At 66.0% G+C, this 17,186-nt stretch carries 18 protein-coding genes; 9 read left to right on the forward strand and 9 right to left on the reverse strand.

Features of this window, described 5'->3' with window-relative positions:
* Positions 1-43 precede the first annotated feature (43 nt).
* The 5 genes from PX52LOC_RS20230 to PX52LOC_RS20250 form a co-directional block, all read right to left on the reverse strand.
* Positions 44-607: a hypothetical protein gene (locus PX52LOC_RS20230; protein WP_149111792.1), complete on the reverse strand. Its 564-nt coding sequence runs from the start codon at positions 605-607 to the stop codon at positions 44-46.
* A 410-nt stretch (positions 608-1,017) separates the two neighbouring features.
* The gene (locus PX52LOC_RS20235) at positions 1,018-1,740 is read right to left on the reverse strand and encodes a hypothetical protein (protein ID WP_149111793.1); all 723 of its coding nucleotides are present in this window, start codon (positions 1,738-1,740) and stop codon (positions 1,018-1,020) included.
* Entirely contained in the window at positions 1,740-2,591 is an 852-nt protein-coding gene (locus PX52LOC_RS20240; protein WP_149111794.1) for a hypothetical protein, read from the reverse strand. The genes PX52LOC_RS20235 and PX52LOC_RS20240 overlap by 1 nt, the downstream gene beginning before the upstream one ends.
* Before the next feature lie 8 nt (positions 2,592-2,599).
* Positions 2,600-3,586 (reverse strand): hypothetical protein, encoded by a 987-nt coding sequence (locus PX52LOC_RS20245; RefSeq protein ID WP_149111795.1) that lies wholly within the window; start codon positions 3,584-3,586, stop codon positions 2,600-2,602.
* 178 nt (positions 3,587-3,764) lie between these two features.
* On the reverse strand, positions 3,765-4,130 hold the full coding sequence (locus PX52LOC_RS20250) for a hypothetical protein (RefSeq protein ID WP_149111796.1): 366 nt from the start codon (positions 4,128-4,130) through the stop codon (positions 3,765-3,767).
* Between the two features lie 1,005 nt (positions 4,131-5,135).
* On the opposite strand from PX52LOC_RS20250, the gene PX52LOC_RS20255 reads away from it, so the two are divergent.
* The 3 genes from PX52LOC_RS20255 to PX52LOC_RS20265 all read left to right on the forward strand — a co-directional run bounded on the left by PX52LOC_RS20255 (position 5,136) and on the right by PX52LOC_RS20265 (position 7,562).
* The gene (locus PX52LOC_RS20255; protein ID WP_149111797.1) at positions 5,136-5,513 is read left to right on the forward strand and encodes a hypothetical protein; all 378 of its coding nucleotides are present in this window, start codon (positions 5,136-5,138) and stop codon (positions 5,511-5,513) included.
* A 101-nt stretch (positions 5,514-5,614) separates the two neighbouring features.
* The gene (locus PX52LOC_RS20260; protein WP_149111798.1) at positions 5,615-6,535 is read left to right on the forward strand and encodes a hypothetical protein; all 921 of its coding nucleotides are present in this window, start codon (positions 5,615-5,617) and stop codon (positions 6,533-6,535) included.
* A gap of 136 nt (positions 6,536-6,671) precedes the next feature.
* Entirely contained in the window at positions 6,672-7,562 is an 891-nt protein-coding gene (locus PX52LOC_RS20265; RefSeq protein ID WP_149111799.1) for a TIGR02996 domain-containing protein, read from the forward strand.
* 87 nt (positions 7,563-7,649) lie between these two features.
* Here the strand turns inward: PX52LOC_RS20265 and PX52LOC_RS20270 are convergent, their stop codons facing one another.
* Positions 7,650-7,916 (reverse strand): SCO4225 family membrane protein, encoded by a 267-nt coding sequence (locus PX52LOC_RS20270; protein ID WP_149111800.1) that lies wholly within the window; start codon positions 7,914-7,916, stop codon positions 7,650-7,652.
* A 708-nt stretch (positions 7,917-8,624) separates the two neighbouring features.
* Complete coding sequence (locus PX52LOC_RS20275; protein WP_149111801.1) at positions 8,625-9,959, reverse strand: IS701 family transposase; 1,335 nt, start codon at positions 9,957-9,959, stop codon at positions 8,625-8,627.
* Between the two features lie 11 nt (positions 9,960-9,970).
* On the opposite strand from PX52LOC_RS20275, the gene PX52LOC_RS20280 reads away from it, so the two are divergent.
* The 6 genes from PX52LOC_RS20280 to PX52LOC_RS20305 all read left to right on the forward strand — a co-directional run bounded on the left by PX52LOC_RS20280 (position 9,971) and on the right by PX52LOC_RS20305 (position 14,457).
* Complete coding sequence (locus tag PX52LOC_RS20280; RefSeq protein ID WP_149111802.1) at positions 9,971-10,813, forward strand: helix-turn-helix domain-containing protein; 843 nt, start codon at positions 9,971-9,973, stop codon at positions 10,811-10,813.
* Between the two features lie 105 nt (positions 10,814-10,918).
* Complete coding sequence (locus PX52LOC_RS20285; RefSeq protein ID WP_149111803.1) at positions 10,919-11,143, forward strand: hypothetical protein; 225 nt, start codon at positions 10,919-10,921, stop codon at positions 11,141-11,143.
* Between the two features lie 69 nt (positions 11,144-11,212).
* A complete protein-coding gene (locus PX52LOC_RS20290; protein WP_149111804.1) occupies positions 11,213-12,025 on the forward strand; it encodes a ribonuclease HI family protein in 813 nt (270 codons plus the stop codon).
* 767 nt (positions 12,026-12,792) lie between these two features.
* A complete protein-coding gene (locus tag PX52LOC_RS42675) occupies positions 12,793-13,377 on the forward strand; it encodes a hypothetical protein (protein ID WP_246173422.1) in 585 nt (194 codons plus the stop codon).
* 291 nt (positions 13,378-13,668) lie between these two features.
* On the forward strand, positions 13,669-13,935 hold the full coding sequence (locus PX52LOC_RS20300) for a hypothetical protein (protein ID WP_149111805.1): 267 nt from the start codon (positions 13,669-13,671) through the stop codon (positions 13,933-13,935).
* A gap of 99 nt (positions 13,936-14,034) precedes the next feature.
* Positions 14,035-14,457 (forward strand): hypothetical protein, encoded by a 423-nt coding sequence (locus PX52LOC_RS20305; protein ID WP_149111806.1) that lies wholly within the window; start codon positions 14,035-14,037, stop codon positions 14,455-14,457.
* 28 nt (positions 14,458-14,485) lie between these two features.
* Here the strand turns inward: PX52LOC_RS20305 and PX52LOC_RS20310 are convergent, their stop codons facing one another.
* Together PX52LOC_RS20310 and PX52LOC_RS20315 are read right to left on the reverse strand one after the other, a co-directional pair.
* Positions 14,486-15,157, reverse strand: coding sequence for a hypothetical protein (locus PX52LOC_RS20310; RefSeq protein WP_149111807.1), 672 nt, complete (start codon positions 15,155-15,157; stop codon positions 14,486-14,488).
* 1,184 nt (positions 15,158-16,341) lie between these two features.
* Positions 16,342-17,076 carry a Rad52/Rad22 family DNA repair protein gene (locus tag PX52LOC_RS20315; protein ID WP_149111808.1) on the reverse strand — a complete coding sequence of 245 codons (735 nt, stop codon included), beginning with the start codon at positions 17,074-17,076 and terminating at the stop codon, positions 16,342-16,344.
* Positions 17,077-17,186: the final 110 nt, after the last annotated feature.

The raw sequence follows: 17,186 nt of genomic DNA on the forward strand, positions 1-17,186 counted from the left end.
TCGTTCTGTGGGAAGGGCTTAGGGCGGTGCCGCTACGCGACGCCTAACAGGGCGGGGGCAGGGTCGCGAAGAAGGTGGCGTCGGTGTGGTAGACCCGCCAAGAGGCGGAGGGGGTGTCCCAGACGCCCTCGGCGTCGAAGGTGATCGCGAGCCGCGGACCGGCCACGCCGATCGGGCCGAGGGCGTTGGGGCGTAAGAAGACTTCGTAGAAGGCGTAGCCGGGGGGCAGGCCGGGGGTCGCGTTGACGGTGCCGTAGAAGCTGTGCCGGATCGCGAGCTGGAGGCCGGTCGCCTTCGCGCCGACTTGGAGGCGGTTGAACCGGCCCGCGGTGCCCTGGGTGAACGCGATCGCCTTCGCGCGCTCGTAGAGGGCGAAGTCCCACTCGGCGAGGGTGAGGGAGACGGCGGCGGTTAAGCCGGTGGTGAGGCGGGCGTAGGGCGTCGTGGGTCCGCGGCGGTCGTTGAAGAGGGGGAAGAACTCGGGGGCGAACTCGACGCGGACGCCGGATTCGGAGTAGCCGAGTTGCGTCCAGTCGGCGGGGCCGAGCTTGAGCCACACGTCCCCCGGGCCGCTGAGGGCATGGGCGACGGCGTCGTTGGGGGGCATAGGGGCGAGGGGGTAGGGGAATGGGAAGCGGGCGTCCGAAAGGACGCCCGCGGGGTGGGTGCGAAGACCGGCTTAGAAGCCGAGGCGGGTCAATGCCCTCGGAGGTCTTGAACCATGCCGACGATGATACCAAAGACGAGCAGGCCAATAACAAACGTAAGGGCGTAAATCGTATTTCGATCGTAAGCACCACTCCGCCGAACCGCGGCATCGTGGCAGTCCCGGCAGAGCAGCTTCGAGTAAGGGCAACGGCAGAGACCCGTCCCCCGCATCGTGTACGAGCGAACGTCGTCGTCGGAGCTGCACTCATCACAGCAGCGGTCGTCGGTCGCCACGGTTACTTCTCCGAAGGTCTGAAGGAGTATTCGCTACTCCTCAGCGTACCTTTCTTGGAATCCTCTGTCGAGGGGTTACGGCGTCGGAGGGGGAGTCGGTGGCGGAGGAGTCGGCGGGGGCGGCAACGGCAGCGGCAGCGGCGGCTCCCCGCTGCTCACCAGATTGGAGTCTGTAAACGAATAGGGGTAGTAGCTGTTCTCGCTGTACGCCCCGTTGGTATAGGGCAATCCAAGATCCGCCCGCGTGTGGTCGATCCGCCGAGACATCGATTCCCCGCGCCGCGGGCCTGGGGCACGCTCGTGGAGGCTCGTGTCACTCGGAGACGGACTCGGGAAGTTGTCCATGGCGAGATTCGACTCGGTGGTGTACGGGGCGTTCCCTAAGACAAGGCCGCCGCTGTAGTAATCCGGCGAGGCGTTCTCGACGAAGTCGAAGACCGTGTCCACCACCCACTCGCAGGACACGCCGTCGAGCGTCTGAACCGGCTGGGGGATCGAAGTCGTCCCGCCCTGGAACTCGAACCGGCCGCTCGTCTTCGGCTGGGGCATCAGCGGCGGCGACCCCTTCTTCCGGCCGGCGGCGTGGACGCGGCGGTAGCGCGCCGGCGGGCGGACCTGGATCGGGATCAGCGGCCGGTAGAGCCTCAGCTTCTCCGGATCGGTGGGGATCGGCTCGCCGTTCGGGAGCCAGATGATTCCGGGGTCGTGGAAATACTCCGAGGTCTCGCTGTACTCACCGTAGAGCGATCGCTGGGCGTCGTCCTTCTTTGCGGTCGGGGTGGGCGGGGAATCGGGCATCAAAGAACTCCGGGATTTGTGGGGAACCCACGATTGAACCAGTAGCGGGACCAGTCGGGGGTACCGACGTTTTGGCGGGGAGTGGGAATTCGGCTTCCGGCGAGCGGGGAGTAGGAACCGGGCGCGCTCGGCGCGGTGCCGTTCGGATTCACCTCGGTGATTTCCGGGTGCGCGATCAGATGCTCTGGCTCTAGCAAGGATCGAGCGACGATGCCTTCGAGGAAGCCGCGGCCGACGCGGTCGCCGCCGGGGGCGGGGGAGGGGAGGGTGGGCTTGTTGGTCAGAAGAACCTGGTTCGCGCCTTCCAATTGAGGAAGAGGTCCCAAGAGGGTGCGTTCGATCAGCGAGAGCTGGCTGAACTCGTCGCCGGTGACTTCATTCGGAAAGCCGACGAAGACTGGCAGCACTTTTGTGACAGGAACACCTTTCACCCTTGCCGCGATGTCGTCGATGATGTTTCCAAGGGCCGAACACGAGTAGGAGATGCGCAAGCCCAGGAACGAATTCACGGGGTCAAAGTGGGCCGTCATCGTCGAGGCCGGCGGGAGCAGACCCAGGCCCGCGTTCTTGCGAGCGCGCAAGCAACCGAAAGCGACGGAGAGCGCGAGGCGGTAGAGCTTCTGAAAATCGGACCCCGGCGTTCCTGTTACCGTGACGCTGACCTGGGTATTAATCTGGGGCGCGAGGTTCTGAGCAACCGCGTTTCCCAGGTTGAGTAGGTCGAGGGCGTTGCCGAGGCCGCCGAGCGCTCTCCCGACACCTCCACCCCCAACAGCACCGCGAGCCGCTGGGGCGGCGCGGCCGAGGAAGGGGGCCAAGCGGCCGAGGCCGAATAATCCTGCAACGGGCATACGCGATCTCAGGGGTTAGGGGACGGGTTCGGAGAGGGGCCGCCGGAGCTGCCGAGGACTTTGGCGAGGTTGTTGATCGCGTCGGCGAGTTTGTCGTTCGAAGAGTCGGCAGGCTTCTCGGGAGCGGCGGCGAAATTCTTGGCAGTGCGAAAAGCGAAGGTCGTATTCGCCACGTTGACCGCGGCGTCGATCGCGTCGGCGTCCCTCACCAACGACTCGTCGTATTCCAGGGTGATCGCCGCCGCCCCCGCGCCGGGGTCTTGCAGCGACATCATCTGTTGGCGGTCCGTGTAGGCGTAGTCGATCGTGACGCCGTCGTCCCTCGCCGTCACCTCGATCTCGCCTCTCTGCCAGCCGATGGGGATGCGAGCAAAGAGCGAGGACTTGTACGATTCCGGTGAAAATCCGAGGCGGGCCGTGGCGTCAAAGCGGAAGACGGCCGTGCCGCGGGTCCGGCGAACCGCCGCGTACTGTTCCGTAAGAGCCGTGCTGACGGAAAAGCTGTTGCTCAACAAAATCGAGTCCGCGGTGCCCTCGCTGTACCCCTCGGCGGTGGTGTAGCACTCGATGCGAATGGCGACGACAAACGCCTGCGCGTAACCCACGACCTCGCGTACTGATACGAAAACGGGGTGGGGGCCTCCAAAGGCGTCGGCCTCTTCGCCCCTCGCCGGGGCCTCGACGAGCGTCTCGATCGACGCCTCCGTCAGCGGGCGGACGCGCTCGTTCTGCGAACCCGGATTCAACACCTCGCCTTCGCCCGAGTCGATCTTGGAGTACTCGAAGAGGAGGAGCTTCTTCCTCGGTTCGAGGAGCGCCTCGCGGATCGAGTTCATCGTGCGGATGGGACTCGCCCGGCCCTGGGGCTTGATCGCGACGAGCTGACCGATTGGGCGGCCCCAGGCGTCCTTGAGCGGCTTCCCGAGGTCGGGGCCGCGGGGGTCGTGGGTGAACGACACCAGATCGGGATTCCAACAGCCCTCGATTTCGATCACCCACTTCGCGCCGAGGACGCGGAGGCCGTCGTCGGAGTAAACGGGTTGAATGTCGATGAGCTTCGTGTCGCAAACGTCAATTCGGCAGTCGTTGTACTGGAGAATCAGTGGGCACCGCTTTCTGAGTTAGGGTCGGGGAATCACGAATGTGGGAGGGACTGGCCGGCGGGCCGCCCGCTTACGCCAACAGGTACGCCCTCTCCGGCTGCGTCGCGGCCCCCTTCGGCTCCTTCTGCTTCGCCCACGCCCACGCGGTCTCGGCCCCGTCGGGGACCCAGACGAGTGATCCCCGCCGCGACTCATCGACGCTCAGCGAGAACCCCGCCGCTCTCATTACGTCCGCGTACTCGGCGGCCAACGCCCGGTCCCCCGGCGGCTGGTACTCCACCTCGATCGCCTGAGCCTTCGCCGAGCGGGCGAGGCGGCTGAGAACGGCTGGGCCTTCCTCGTCATCGGGGAAGCTGACGTGGGCGGTTACGTCATACCCTTCGGCGGAGAAGGAGAGGGGGCCACAATAGTCGAGGAAGAAATCGCAATCGGGCATGGGTATCCGGGGGTAGGGGACGACGAAAGCGGCCCCGACGGCGAAGCCGTCGGGGCGGAGTCGGCGAGGGCCTCTCAGTCTGCGTCTAAGGGAGGATCGCGACGCGGAGGGGCCGAGATCGGTCTCGGCTCAGCCCTCGCCTATGGGGCGTCAAAGGGGGCTAGGACCGCCCCGCCGGCGCGAAGGGGGTTACTTCGCGCTCGGCGGGGCCGGAGCGCCGGGGGTAACGGCCTCTCCGTTGACGGGGGACCATTTTCGGGGCGAGGCGAAAATGGTCGGGGGATCGGGAACTTTCCTGACGCCGCGAAAGTTATCTTCGGCGGGAGCGTCAAAGTCGGCGGAGCGGGAACCCCGCGGGAAGGGACGGTGTCTGAGGCGGCGGGGCGGGGCCTCGCGGGCGCGCGTATCTTATCGGGAGATTATCCGGAGACGGAGTCAGAAGCGAAGCGTATACCCTCGCCACAGAAACTGCTGATTAGACTCTTAAGGCTTCTAAGAAGACTTCTTAGAATACGATAAGAAGAAGATTAGGAATCAGATTCGACTAGGTCTATTCGCGGATTTCTGTGGGGAGGGTATACCGCTGGCGGTGCTCTGACTGAGCGTGAGAGTAGTCTTTGAAGAGGAGGAGTCTTATTCTTATTCTCCTAATCAGCATCCTGCTATTAAGAGGGTTCGTCGCATCCTGCTCCGAAGGGTTCCCCTATAAACAATGGGGACAACGGGGGTAGTTTTGGACACGGAATCTTCCGAAATTGTCGAAAAAGTCACTTTCGCCTTGATATCGCGGCAAGTTTTTCGTGGCCGCCAAGCCGTTTGATCCCCAGTTCGCGCGTCTGCGGCGGCGAGGACGCCATCGTCTGCCGCAGCTTCGGGAGAGCAGAAAAGACAAGCGAAGTCACGTTGGCAGATTAATCCGTAAATTATGCGTTGTTGGAGTTGTCTTTCGGCAGGGTGAAGTATACACTTCTGTCAGCCCATTCCCCATTCCGACGGGGTTTGCCTATGCTCCCGAAGACGATCGCATCCGCCGCCGTGGACGCCGCCACGTTCCGGCGATCCCTGAACCGCATGGTCCACAACGGCGACGCCGACCGGGCCGCCGAGATCACCGCCCACCGCATCGCCGAGGGCGAGTTGATGGTCGCCCTCGGCCGCGACACCCCGCCGACCGCGGAGGAGTTGGTGCGGCTCCTGCCCCCCGGCGGGCGAACCAGCCCGCCCACCTTCGCCGACCTCGCCTTGATCCCCGACGACGACCTCGACGAAATGGAGGCGGAAGACGGGGAGGCCGAGGAGATCGAATTGGAGGGGAACTACCGCCAGTGGGAGGCGGAGGACCGCGTCCGCGAGGCGAAAGAAGCGGCTTTCGCCCGCCTCTGATCGCCGCCGCCTGCGAAGCCGTCCCCGAGCCGTCGCACCGCGACAGCCGTACCACCCACAGCCCTAGACCCGATTCACCCTTTTCTCGTAGGAGTTTCCCGATGCCGGCTCTGATCTACTGTGTCCCCGGTTACGTCCCCGCCGTTCCGAACTCTCCCCGCTGGGGCGAGGCCGGCGGCTACGCCGCGACGGAGGCGTGGCTGGCGGCCCTGCCGCTGCCCGACGCGCTGTGGCGGTCGGCGGTTCTGTTCCAGGCCCGTCGGCTCGGCGACCTCGTCGCCGCCCGCTACGCGGACTTCGCGTTTCTGGCGAGGGGCCTCGCCCTCGTCGGCGCGGACGACCCGGCGGCCGTGAACCCGGTGCGGGCGGAACTGGCCGCCGCCGAGAACGCCTGGGACGCGATGCTGGAGACGATCTTCCGCACCTGCGACGCGGACGACCTGGAGGCCGCCCGCCCCGAGGTGCCCCACTACTCCCTCGCGAGCAACGTCGCCGGGGTCCTCCACCACGCCCTCGCCGTCTCGCTCGCGGTTGACCGAGGGGCGGCGGTCCCCGACGCGGCTCGGGTCTTCCACACCTCGCTCTTGGTGCAGGCGGCGGTCCTGCGGGAGCGGGGGTTGGCGGACGCCCCGTCGAGTTATTACGCGAAGAAGGAGCAGCCGCGGGCGGTGACGCTGTTCCGGCCGATTCCGGGGTGGAAGGAGGAGTGGGCGACGCCGACGGTGCGGCGGCTCGCGGAGGGGGTATACGCGAACCCGCGGGGCGGCCTCGCCCCGGCTCTGGCGAAGGCGTTGCAGACGGCGGGGTGTGGCGTCGGGTGGGTGATGCGGTTCCTCGCCGAGCCGCGGCAGGGGGTGAACCTTCACCCGTCGCTCTGGGTGGTGTCGAAGCTGGCGGGGCGGCCCGCCTTCGACTACCGCCCGCCGAAGGGGGTGCCCGTGACGCCGGCCGCGGCCTCGGCCCCGTCTCCGGCCCCGAAGACGCACAGCCGGCCGGTGAGCGGGCGGCGACTCCCCTTCTGACCCGGTTCTCGCCCCCGCCCGCTCGGGCGGGGGCGCGGGCGTCGCATCAGCGGCGACAGCAGCACCCCACCCCCACAGACCGAGACTACTCCACCCCGCCCGAGCCGGCGGGGCGTTGTTCCCGAGAGGAGAAGGCGTGTACGCCACCGAAGACGAGTATCAGGCTCACCTGGACCGCGCCCCCGCCGACTGGGCCGCCCGCGTCGCCCTCGGCGAGTTCTTGAAGAAGGCGAAGGACCCGCGGGCGGCGGGCTACCGCGCCCTCGGCCGCTGTCGGAAGTATCCACACCGCAGTACGCGCTGGGTCGATTATCCCTGGGCGATTTTCCCGGCCGGCCCCTTGTGCATCGAAAGAGAGGAGACGGCGTCGTTGGCGATGCCGTGGTTCCAGGCCGCCTGCCGTCGCGGCGAGGGTCTCGAAGAAGTCTTCGTCGGCGGGTTGAGCGCCCGCGGTGCGGAGGCGATGGCGGGCAAGACCCGCCGCGCCCTCGAAGACCTGTTCGCCTACGCCTTCCGGGACTTCTTCCGCGACGAGCAGCGGGCCTTGATCGCGAACAAGGGTAAGTGGTTGGCGTCGGCCCCGAGTCAGGAGATGCCCGAGCGGGAGCGGGGCTTTCAGAAGCGGCTCGACGCCCGCCCCGACGACCACGTCGCCCGCCTCGTCTTCGCCGACTGGCTGGAAGAGCGCGACGACGAACGGGCCGAAGGATACCGGGTTCTCGGCCTGCTGCGGAAGTGGCCGGAGAAGTCGGTTTCGGTGGGCGGCGAGAAGCGGCACTACTTCCACGCGACCCCGCGGCCGGAGGATTGGCAAGCGCACGATGACCTCCCGCGGGCGTGGCTGGAGGAGATCTGGGTGTACTGCGGGGGGTCGCCGTCGATGGTGGAGTCGGGCGGGGGCCGCCCGGACGAGGTCTCGCGGCGGCTCCGGCGGGAGGTCGAGGACTTCGCGGCGATCGCGTTCGGGACGCTGCCGTCGCGGGAGCGGGAGAGGATACGGTCCGAGGCGTTGGCGGCGGCGGTGTAGGGGGCTCGGGCGGAGGCGAGGGGTTCTCTGGCCCGTGGGGAAGAAGGTGCCGGCGGCTCTGGCGGCTGCGTAGTCGGCCGCGACAGTTCATCTTCTGCTCTCAAGACGGAACAGGCCGAGGGCTTGAATGACGCCGCTTGAGAGGCATACGAGAGCGCTTGCCGTGTGGATGGACTTGATCGCGAGCAACTGCACCAATCCCCCCACCAAAAACGACGTAGGGCAGGTTAAGAAGAAGGGGGCGAGGTAATCCCAAGCGTAGGCGTCATCGTCGTCGAACATCGAGTACGCGACGAGCAATGCAACAGCGGTCAGATACGCGGTCGAGATGAAATGCCGTGAGAGAAACTTCACCCCGTCCCCTTCGCGACAGGCTCCGCGGCTGTCGTGCCGTCGTGCGAACTGCCGCTCAGTGATCGACCACCGCTTTCGGGCTGGTCAGCGAAAGGAGCGGCCTGTTGGTCTGAGGATCGCCCGCATCGGCAAGTTTGGCAATCTACGGAGAGCATAGCAATCGCGGCGAGACCGATCCAGGTTTTACCGATGGTCATTGCTTGCCCCTCCCCCAGAAGCATCGGGCGGAATAATAACAACACACAACCGAGAGTCAACGCAATTCAGGACTGGGTGGTCCGTGGGTTTGACTGCTGTTCAAACAGAGCTACTTAAACGTCTGCGGTCGGCAGTTCAGACGAAGCCGGGCCGTCAAATCCTCTACCGTTCGGAATGGCTTGGTTATCTCCCCTTTGGAGCGTATGAGTGGGTGGAAGTGGATAGCCAGGACATCTCTCTCTTACTTCCGAATGGTTGGGGTCTTGCTGACTTGGAACTGCTTGCGGTGAGGGGATTGTTAACGAGAGTAAACCAGTGGCAAAACCCAGAAGATGACTGCGAGCAGCGCATCACTTACGAACTGCCTGAGCCATGACGGAAGATGACCCCGAATGTTTTCGCTGCGGTATCAAGGCGGACACCTGCAACGAGTGCGGTCGTTGCGACAATTGCTGTTCCTGTCCTGAATGCCACAGTTGCGGGCTAACCGCTGAGCTCGACTTGTGCACTTCACGGTGCTGGGGCCAAACCGGAGAGTAAAAGTTCCCGCACATGAGCGGGAAGATCTGCGATGGCCGCGTCGATCTTGGCCTGTTTGAAAACGCCTTCGGCCCAGATCCATCGGCGGACCGCCGTCAGGGCATCCGAGAACGTCACGACCTCTTTCCCGATCCACGTAATGCCGCCCGTTCGCTTCCCCGCGGGGAGGGCGTGGTACAGGACGGCGACGACGGAGTACAGCCCGAACAGGCACGGGGCGGCCCGGCACACCGTCTTCCGGGATCGGCCCCGCGTGGTCTCCAATCCGATGCACGGGCGACATTCTTGAAAGGTGGTTTCGATGCTCCACCGGCCGCAGTACGTTCCGACCACGGCGTCGGCGGTTCGGCTCGTGTCGGTGGTGAACAGGTACTCGTCCCGGTGCGTGCCGGTCGTGTCCTTCACGAACACCCAGCGGATGGGGACCAACCCGTGCCCGCCCTTGTACCAGTGGCCGGTCCCGGTGGCCGCCTCGACCCGCCGGGTGCCGCCCCCGTACCACGCCACCGTGAGTCGAGCGCGGCGGGCCGTGGCCGCCGCCTGCCGGGGCTTCGGCACCCGTCGCCCTTTGACCCGCGGCCGGCCGTTGCCAGCGTACGGCGGGGGTGACTCGAACAGGTTCGCGTCCGGGTGCAACTTGCTCACGAGCGTCAGCCGCCGGCGGTGGCGGTGGCAGAACCGGGCGACCTCGTGGGTGCCGTACCCGGAATCCCCGGCGAATACGAAGGTGCGGTCCGGGAATCGGGCCAGCAAGACCCGGAGCAGCCGGCACATGAGCTGGCCCGGCGTCCGGTGCCGGACGCCCTCGGCCGCGCTCACCTCGGGCGTGCGGTACAGGTCGACCAGAACCGGCAGTGCCCACCGCCGGGTGGCGAACGGGAACTTCACGAGGACGGCGAGGACCACCCACTTGTGCCCGCACCGCCAGGCGGTGTACGTGTGGCTGGAGCGGACCGCGTCGCGGTGCCGCCCCTTCCCGTACACCCTCGGGCCGGGGTGCCCGTCCACCGTGTCGTCGCCGACGAGATCGATCGGCCCGTCGGGGACGAGGTGGTCGAGCAGGAACCGGGCCAGGGCACACCCGAGTTCGAGGCCCGACCACTCGGCGGCCGACAGCACCCGGCGGTAGCTCGCCGGGTGGCCGGGGGCCAAGTCCCCGACGGTGCGGAGGACGTTGGCCACGGTCCGCCGGCCGGTCGTCAGGATGGCCGCCGCGGCCAGGGTCAAGAATCGAAGGTAGGTCGGGTGGGTGAAGACCGGCAGGAAGGCGAGGGCCAGGGGCCGAGCCTCGGCGGGCAGGAGCATGGCGGTCGTCCATGAACAGCAGTCCGAAGTCGATCACACGCTATGCTACCCGCGGACTGGTGGGAGGAAGTGCACAAGTCGAGCTGAGAGCATCTGCAAACAGTGCGGTCGTTGCGACATCTGCGATCACGAAGAAGACTGCGACTACTCGGACTGGTACCAAGAGGTTGACGAGGGCGGAGATGAATGAGAGAGGCGTAGACTGTGAAATCCCTGTCCATTTATGCCGGCTCCCCGACAGCCCACCCACCGCCACAGATCATACCGTCGGAACCCGCTCCCCAGAAGCCGGGGCGAAGAAGCCCCGAGGGTACAAATCCCCTTTCCCCGCCCGCGATTTCACCCCAGGCGACTTGGGGGAGACGTGCTTATTTGAGCCGAGTAAACTCCCCGGCGAAACCGAGGGGCCTGGAAGCCCGCAGGGAGGGGACACAACGATGCAGGCGATTGATGTGCTGGCTGGGCTGATCGAGGATTCGCAAGGCAAGGTAGCCGACCTTGCGAACTTGCTTCAGCGGGCGTCTGTGCAAGCGATGGCCGTGAAAGGGCGGAAAGCGGAGACGAAGAAAGAGGCGAAGTTCTGGCCTACGTTCCGAGAGTGGCTCCGAGAGAAGATGGACGCGCTTCAACTTTCCGAGCGGGAGCTGGCTAGGCGAACGGATTTGTCTACGGGGTCGATCAACGGTTATCTCAACCCGTCGGAGCGGTTTCGCAGCCCGTCGTTAGTGAATGCGCTCAAAATTTTGATCGCGGTAGACGGAACGCTCGACGAGTTGGTCCGGATCAACGACGTTCTGCAAGAGGTGGGACCGCTTACTTCCACTGTGAAATGGGCGAAGAGGGCGATTAATTGACGTGATCGTTATTTTGATCTTGATCTGCTCAATTTAATGAGTACGATTCTCTCCGTGCCGGTGGCGACCCGTCGGTCGCCGCGCACCCACCCGGAGGAGTCGTCGATGTCGAAGTCGATCTCGTTCACGTCCGCGAACCAGAACCCGTCCCCGCTGAGCCTACGGGCCGCCGCCGCCTTCGACGGCATCGGCGAAATCGTCATGGCCTACGACCTCTCGGTCGGGGTGTGGGACGAGGACCTCGTCCGCACCTTCGAGAGCGTCCGCGAGCGCCTCGCCGTGGCCCTCTTCGGCGGTGGGGCTGGCCCCGCCGCTCTCGCCGTCGCCTGACCCCTTCTCGACCCTGACCCCCCTCTCGGGGGGTCTTCTCTTCACCCTATAACCCTCGGAGATTCTGCTATGCCCCAGCCCACGGTCCGACCGCGTCCCGTCCCCAAAGGTGACAAAGGCCTCTCCCACCCCGCTCTGCGTCTCCGGTCGGCGGCCCTGCCGCCGACCGCTTGGCTCCTCCGCTTCGACGGCAGTTGCTTCGGCAACGGCGACCGCGGGGCGAGGGGTAAGTGGGGGTTCACCGTCTCCGTCCCCGGCGGCGGAGCGGCCCTCGTCGGCAACGGCTGGACCGTTGCCGACCCCGTGACCAACAACGTCAGCGAGTGGACCGGACTTCTTCGGGGCCTTCGCGCCGTCGCCGCGGGTCGGGAGAAGCCGCCGGCCCTCCGCGTCGAGGGCGATTCGAAACTCGTGATCGAGCAGCTCACGGGGAGCTGGGCGTCGAACAAGCCCGAGCTGACGCGACTCCGCGACGAGACCCGCGACGCCCTCGCAGCGCTCGGGGTTCCGTGGTCGGCGAGGTGGATTCCCCGCGAGGAGAACGTCGAAGCCGATCAGCTCACCCGCCCCGAGACGCCTCTGGAGAACTGGTCGGCGTGGGGAGGAGCCGCCGCTGAGGTCCCCGCGGGCGAGGGAACCTCGCCCGCTCCCTCGCCTACTCTGACGCCGTCGCTGGCGGGGGCGTTGAAGCTGTTCGTCGTCGGCGAGTTCTCCGGCGACCCCGAGGGTTGGGAGAATGATCGGGGGCGGACGTTGGTGCTGGCGACCTCGGCGGCGGAGGCGGAGGCTCTGGCGAGAGACGGCCCCGCCTTCGAGGTCTCCGTCGCTGCCCCCGCGGTGATCGACTCGCGGCGGTGGGTGCGACTCTACCCGGGGGAATAGACGCTCGGTTCTGTGGGGAGACCCGGCCGGCGGCCAGCCGCTCTGGACCCCCGGCTTCTCCTGCTTCAGCGTCGCCGCCGAAGGCCGTCAGCAGCCCTTCCCACAGCCGTAGGCCGACTCCTCCCCAGCGGGGCGAAGGGGACCGGGTCCCCTTCGCCGAACCCTCTTCTGATAAGATCGGTCAGCGTCAGAGTCGAAGAGGAGACGCCGATCGCGAGGGGCGAGCGTAAGGATCGCGCAGCGGTTGCTCACAGGCCGAGCGGACGCCACTGCGGGTTCCCGTTCGATCTGAAGTCGCCGTCGTCGCGAACTGCTGAAGTAGCAGCGGGATCGGGCGAACTCGCTCTCTCCCGAGGGGAACCCGCGGCGGTTGGCACGCCCGCTGCTTCTCAGGGGCTGAGCAAACCGCGTCGCCGCTGTGATCTTTGGGAGAGGGTTCACGGAGGCGGAGCGGATGGCTCAACGAACTATCACCAGCGATCGAACAAGGGGAGAGATGTTCGATCGCTGGTGATTTGATCGCTGGTGATTTTCATTTCCGCCCACCCCTCGACGACGATGCCTCCCAAGCGATCTCATCCCATCCCGACAGCAGCGATCCCTCACAGCCACGCTGACTCCGCGAAGACACTTTCGGCGTCGCTGACTTCGAAGGCGACCCAGCCACGGACGGCGACGCCGTCCGCGGAGAGTAGGGTTCGGCGAGGTTTCCCCTCGGCGTAGACGCCCGAGGGGGTATGATGCGGAGACGGCTTCAGGGGGCGTCAATGACCGAGGCGGAGTGGGCGGCGGCGACGGAGCCGGGGGTGATGCTGGCGTTCCTACGTGACCGAACGACGTATCGGAAGTTGAGGATGTTCGCTGTCGCGTCGTACTATCTTGACCCGAACTTGCTCGATGAAGCGAATCGCTATCGAGTAGAAGTCGCCGCTCGGTACGCTGACGGGTTGGCAACCGAAAGTGAGCTTCAGGCCAATTGGTCATTCGGCAGTCGCGGGCGGTGGACGTTACCCGAATTGCCCTTCCATTGGGCGTTGATGGTCTCGGGCTGTTTCGTCGGCAACGAAGAATCCTGTGACCGAGTTGAGGACGCGGCCCTCTCACACATTCTCCGAGACATCATCGGCAACCCCTTCCGCTCCGTCGTCTTCGACCCCTCCTGGCACACCGACACCGCCCGCTCTCTCGCCGAAGCCGCCTACGAGGACCGAGCCTGGGATCGTCTCCCAATCCTTGCGGACGCCCTCGAAGACGCCGGCTGCGAAGACGAAGCCGTTCTCAATCACCTCCGCGGTCCCGGTCCCCACTGCCGCGGCTGCTGGGTCGTCGATCTCGTCCTGGGGAAGTCCTAGACCGCGACGGCGTAGGCGACCCCGCGGGCGAGGGGACCAGTCCCCTCGCCCCTCCCCTCGGCTTCGCGGTCGGCGGGGACTGACGGCTCCCCCAGCGGCTGCCCGTAAACGACGAAAAGCCGCCTCTGGGGATTCCCAGAGGCGGCTTCTTCTATTCGGCGTCAGCGTCGGCCCGCCGGGGCGGACTGGCCACCCCGCAGACGAGGCGGGGCTACGGAGATTGATCGGAGAGGCAGTGTACGTTAAGACACTACTCTCCTTCTCTGATCAATCCCCTCTGAGGCTCCTCCGATGACTTCCACTCAACTTCTCGTCCCAGTCAGCTCCGTCGGCTTCGGCACCGGCTTGGTCGCCGTCTTCGACGCGCGGACCGGGCGGGAACTCCAGCTCAGTGCGGCCGGGGCGATTCTGAAGCGGGGGGTGGTGTACCTCCCCGCCGACGCCCTCGGCACCGCTGGGGGCCTCCACCTCGCCCGCTTCCGCGGCGGCGAACTCGCCTGGGTCGCCGTCGGCGACGGCGTTGAAGAGGGCGTCGGGTGCGCGGGGTGTGCCGCGTGAGCGGAGGTGGAGTTCTTCGTTGCGGCGGGGCCTCGCGGCTGATACCCTTCGGTGACGTATCATTGTCCCTTTCGTGCTTCGGACAGGCAGGCTTACTCGATGCCCGACTACCTTCAGCCCCTGAACAACGGCCTTCGACGGGTGATGGCGGTCGTGTGCCTGGTCGCCGCAGTTTTGTCCGCGGCGGTGACGGGAATCGTCGTCACGGCGATGTTCCAGACCGGGGAAGTTACCCACAAGGGTAAGCCGGTCTGGGTCGGGGCCGTCGTGCTGGCCTTCATCGCCTTGTCCTGCGGATTCTTCACAGTTCGGCTGGGCAGCGGGCGACTCGCGAACGGCGTGACGGTCTTGCCGGTGTGGTTCATTGAGGTGTTCGGAGTCCTCCTCCTCGTCGGGGTATCCGTCCTCGCTGTCGCGGAGGGGTTCGTCTGGGGTATCGCCACGGTGATCAACGTGGCGGTAGCGATGATCCTCATCCGTCGGGCCGTGCGGCGGAGAGCGGCGTTCGAAACGGTTGAATAGGCGAACACGAGGAGAAGGGTGGGGCCGGCTACCGCCCCATCGGAACCCACCGCTCCAGCCCCTTCGGCGACGGGTCCCGTCGGAACCCCGCCCGCTTCATCGCCTTCGCGGCCTCTTCAGCCACCGCCGGATCGGGCGGGGCCGGGTACTCCACTCCCAGCCCCTTCTTCTTCATCGCCACGGCCACCCTAAAGAGGTCGTCGAGATCCGTCGCGTCGGCGGGGGCGGCCCCGCCCCCGCCCCCTTCGTCTTCAACGCCCTGAATGGTCGTCCAAATCGCCTTCGCCCGCTCGATCACCTCGGCGTCGCCCAAGACGCGGCCCCCGTCGGAGGCGGCGATCAAGACCCCGAGGGCGTCGAGGACCTCGGGCGAAGGCGGCGTCGGCTCCGTCGCCGCTACCCTTGCGAGGCGGATCGGCTCTTGCGGCCCTCGGCGATTGCGGTTGAACCGCGCGAGCGCGAGTCGCGGTCCGAGTCGGCGGAGCTGCCGCGGGGAGATCGACTCCGCCGTCACCTGCGGCAGCTCCTTCGGCGTCGCCGTCGCCGAGGGCGTCGGCGAGGGTAGGGGGCGAGGGGACCTCGCTGCCTTCTTCGCCTTGCCGCGGACGAGATCGAAGACCCGTTTGCGGAGGGCGGCCCGCTCGTTCGCGGGCTGGGTCAAGTCGCGGGCGTCGGCGTGGAGGTGGTGGATGGTCGGCATCGGAGACTCGGGGGTGAGGTTACGAGAAGGGTTGGGTGAGGGCGACGCTGACAGGGTCAGCGTCGCCGGGGTAGGTTCTGTGGATGGGGGTCCCTCGCTGACGCGAGGCGTCGAAGTCGGCGATTCAGAGGGTGATTCTGAGGCTTCTGGGAACCCTCTGGGAAGCGATAGGATCGCGATAGGCGAGGGCGGGGGGAGGCCAGCCCTGGGGGCAGGCGAGGGGAGATCGGCCCCCTAGCGGAGCCGTAGGAGACGCCAGAGGGGTCTGGGGGGACGGCGGCCGTCCCTCGCCTCGCCTACTTCGGAGATGACGCCTAAGGGGAGATTATCATCACTAATCGAGTGATGATAGTGATAATACTGTTATTGCGACGCAAGAAGCGATGGGGAAGGCGTCTAGGATAATCCAGGCTCTTGAGAATCTCCTCAGATTCGAATCTGCGAAATCGGCCCTTCGGCGACTCCCTCGGCGACCGCGAAGGCGAGGAAGAGGGGTCGAAGAGGGCGTAGGCGGGGCGGGGACACCCCGCCCCGAAGTCTCCGCTCGGGGAATGGGTGGGCGGAGCGGGGAGAGTCGCCAACGGCCAACCCTCACCCACAGTAGCGAGGGGGCGAGGGCGTAGGCGAGGGAGTCGAAGTTGAAGGGGGGTCGGCGGGGAGGCCCCGCCCCCTCCTTCTGAGAAGCCTTCGCGGGCGTCGGCTTCTTCGGGGAGTGGGAGTAGGAGCGGGCGGGGACCCAGTCCCCGCCCTGGGTCTCCTTCGCCGAGGGCGTTGGCGGGGGGACGCCGAGCGGCAGGATCAACCACCCCCGCAGGGCGAGGCGGCGTGGGGAGGGCGAAGCCGTCCCAGCGGGGAATCCCGAGGGAGTGGGCGACGGCTCGGGCGATGACGTTTACGAACTGGGGAGGCCCCGCCTCCAGCGATCTCTTCGAAGTCGAAGACGGTGATCGCGTAGGTTTCCCCGACTCTCCTACAGCAACTCTGCCGTAGTAGTCCTCTTTTCTCGGGGATTTCTCTTCCACGTTTCCGCTGACTGCTGTAGTCTCTTTTTCCGAGTCGGAAGGAGCCTACGCTTCCGACCCCGCGGCGATGGAGAAGGAGTGGGTTCAGAAAAGGCGATTAAGCAGGGGCTTTCGGAGACCCGGTGCGGAAACCTTCCGCACCGGGCACCCCCAACAGTGGCGTCATGCCACGCTCTTTTGCCCCGGCTTCATCGCCCGGAGTTGCGTTTCAAATTCTTTGACTTTCGCGACGGCCAACGGAATCGCCGGGCCGGCCCAGGTCGTCAGGTCTGGCCCGAAGCCCGCCTCTTCTCCCGCCTGAGCGACAAACGTGAGCAGGGAGCCGACGTTGCAAAGTTTCTGAGCGGCCAGTTTTGCGTCGTAATCCTTGAGCCGCTGGTGCAGTTCTTGTCCGTCGGCGGGTAGTGCCGATTTTGACGGTTCTTCTTTCGATTTTGCTTTCGGCTTCGGCAGCGCGAATGCAGGAAGTTGTGGTGCCTGGGTGAATTGCTTCTTCATCGGGTCGTATTCGGCCCACGTCACCGGCAAGCGGTACAAGTATCGGCCGATGCCGAATTTCACCGCCGCTCGTTTCAACGCGTCCGAGAACGCCGCCTTCATGCGGTCGCCGCCGTCGGGTTGTTCGCTCGGCGAGCCGACGTCCATTTTCGTTACCCACTCGCCGTCGATCTTGAGCCGCAGGCGGCAGACGACCGACCCGTCGGCCAGTGTCTCGTACTCATCCTGCCACCCGGCCACGCCGAGAACGTCGTCGAGCCGGTCTTCGATCATCCGCGCGTCGATGTAGGCCAGCGCCATCGCGCGGTTGCCCTTCACGACTTGCGGTTTGAACTTCACTTCTTTGTGGTCGAACGGAGCCGACAGGGCTTCCGTGATGGCTTTCACACTGTTGGTCATGGCAACACCTCGTCCAAAGTTGGGATTTGGATGAAGTGTAATTGTGTTCAGTTTCCGGTGCGATGTCGGTAGGGCATGTTCTTTGGAACCCAGAGCGGAAGCGACGGGGT

Source organism: Limnoglobus roseus (assembly GCF_008254045.1).
In the GTDB taxonomy this organism is placed as follows: domain Bacteria; phylum Planctomycetota; class Planctomycetia; order Gemmatales; family Gemmataceae; genus Limnoglobus; species Limnoglobus roseus.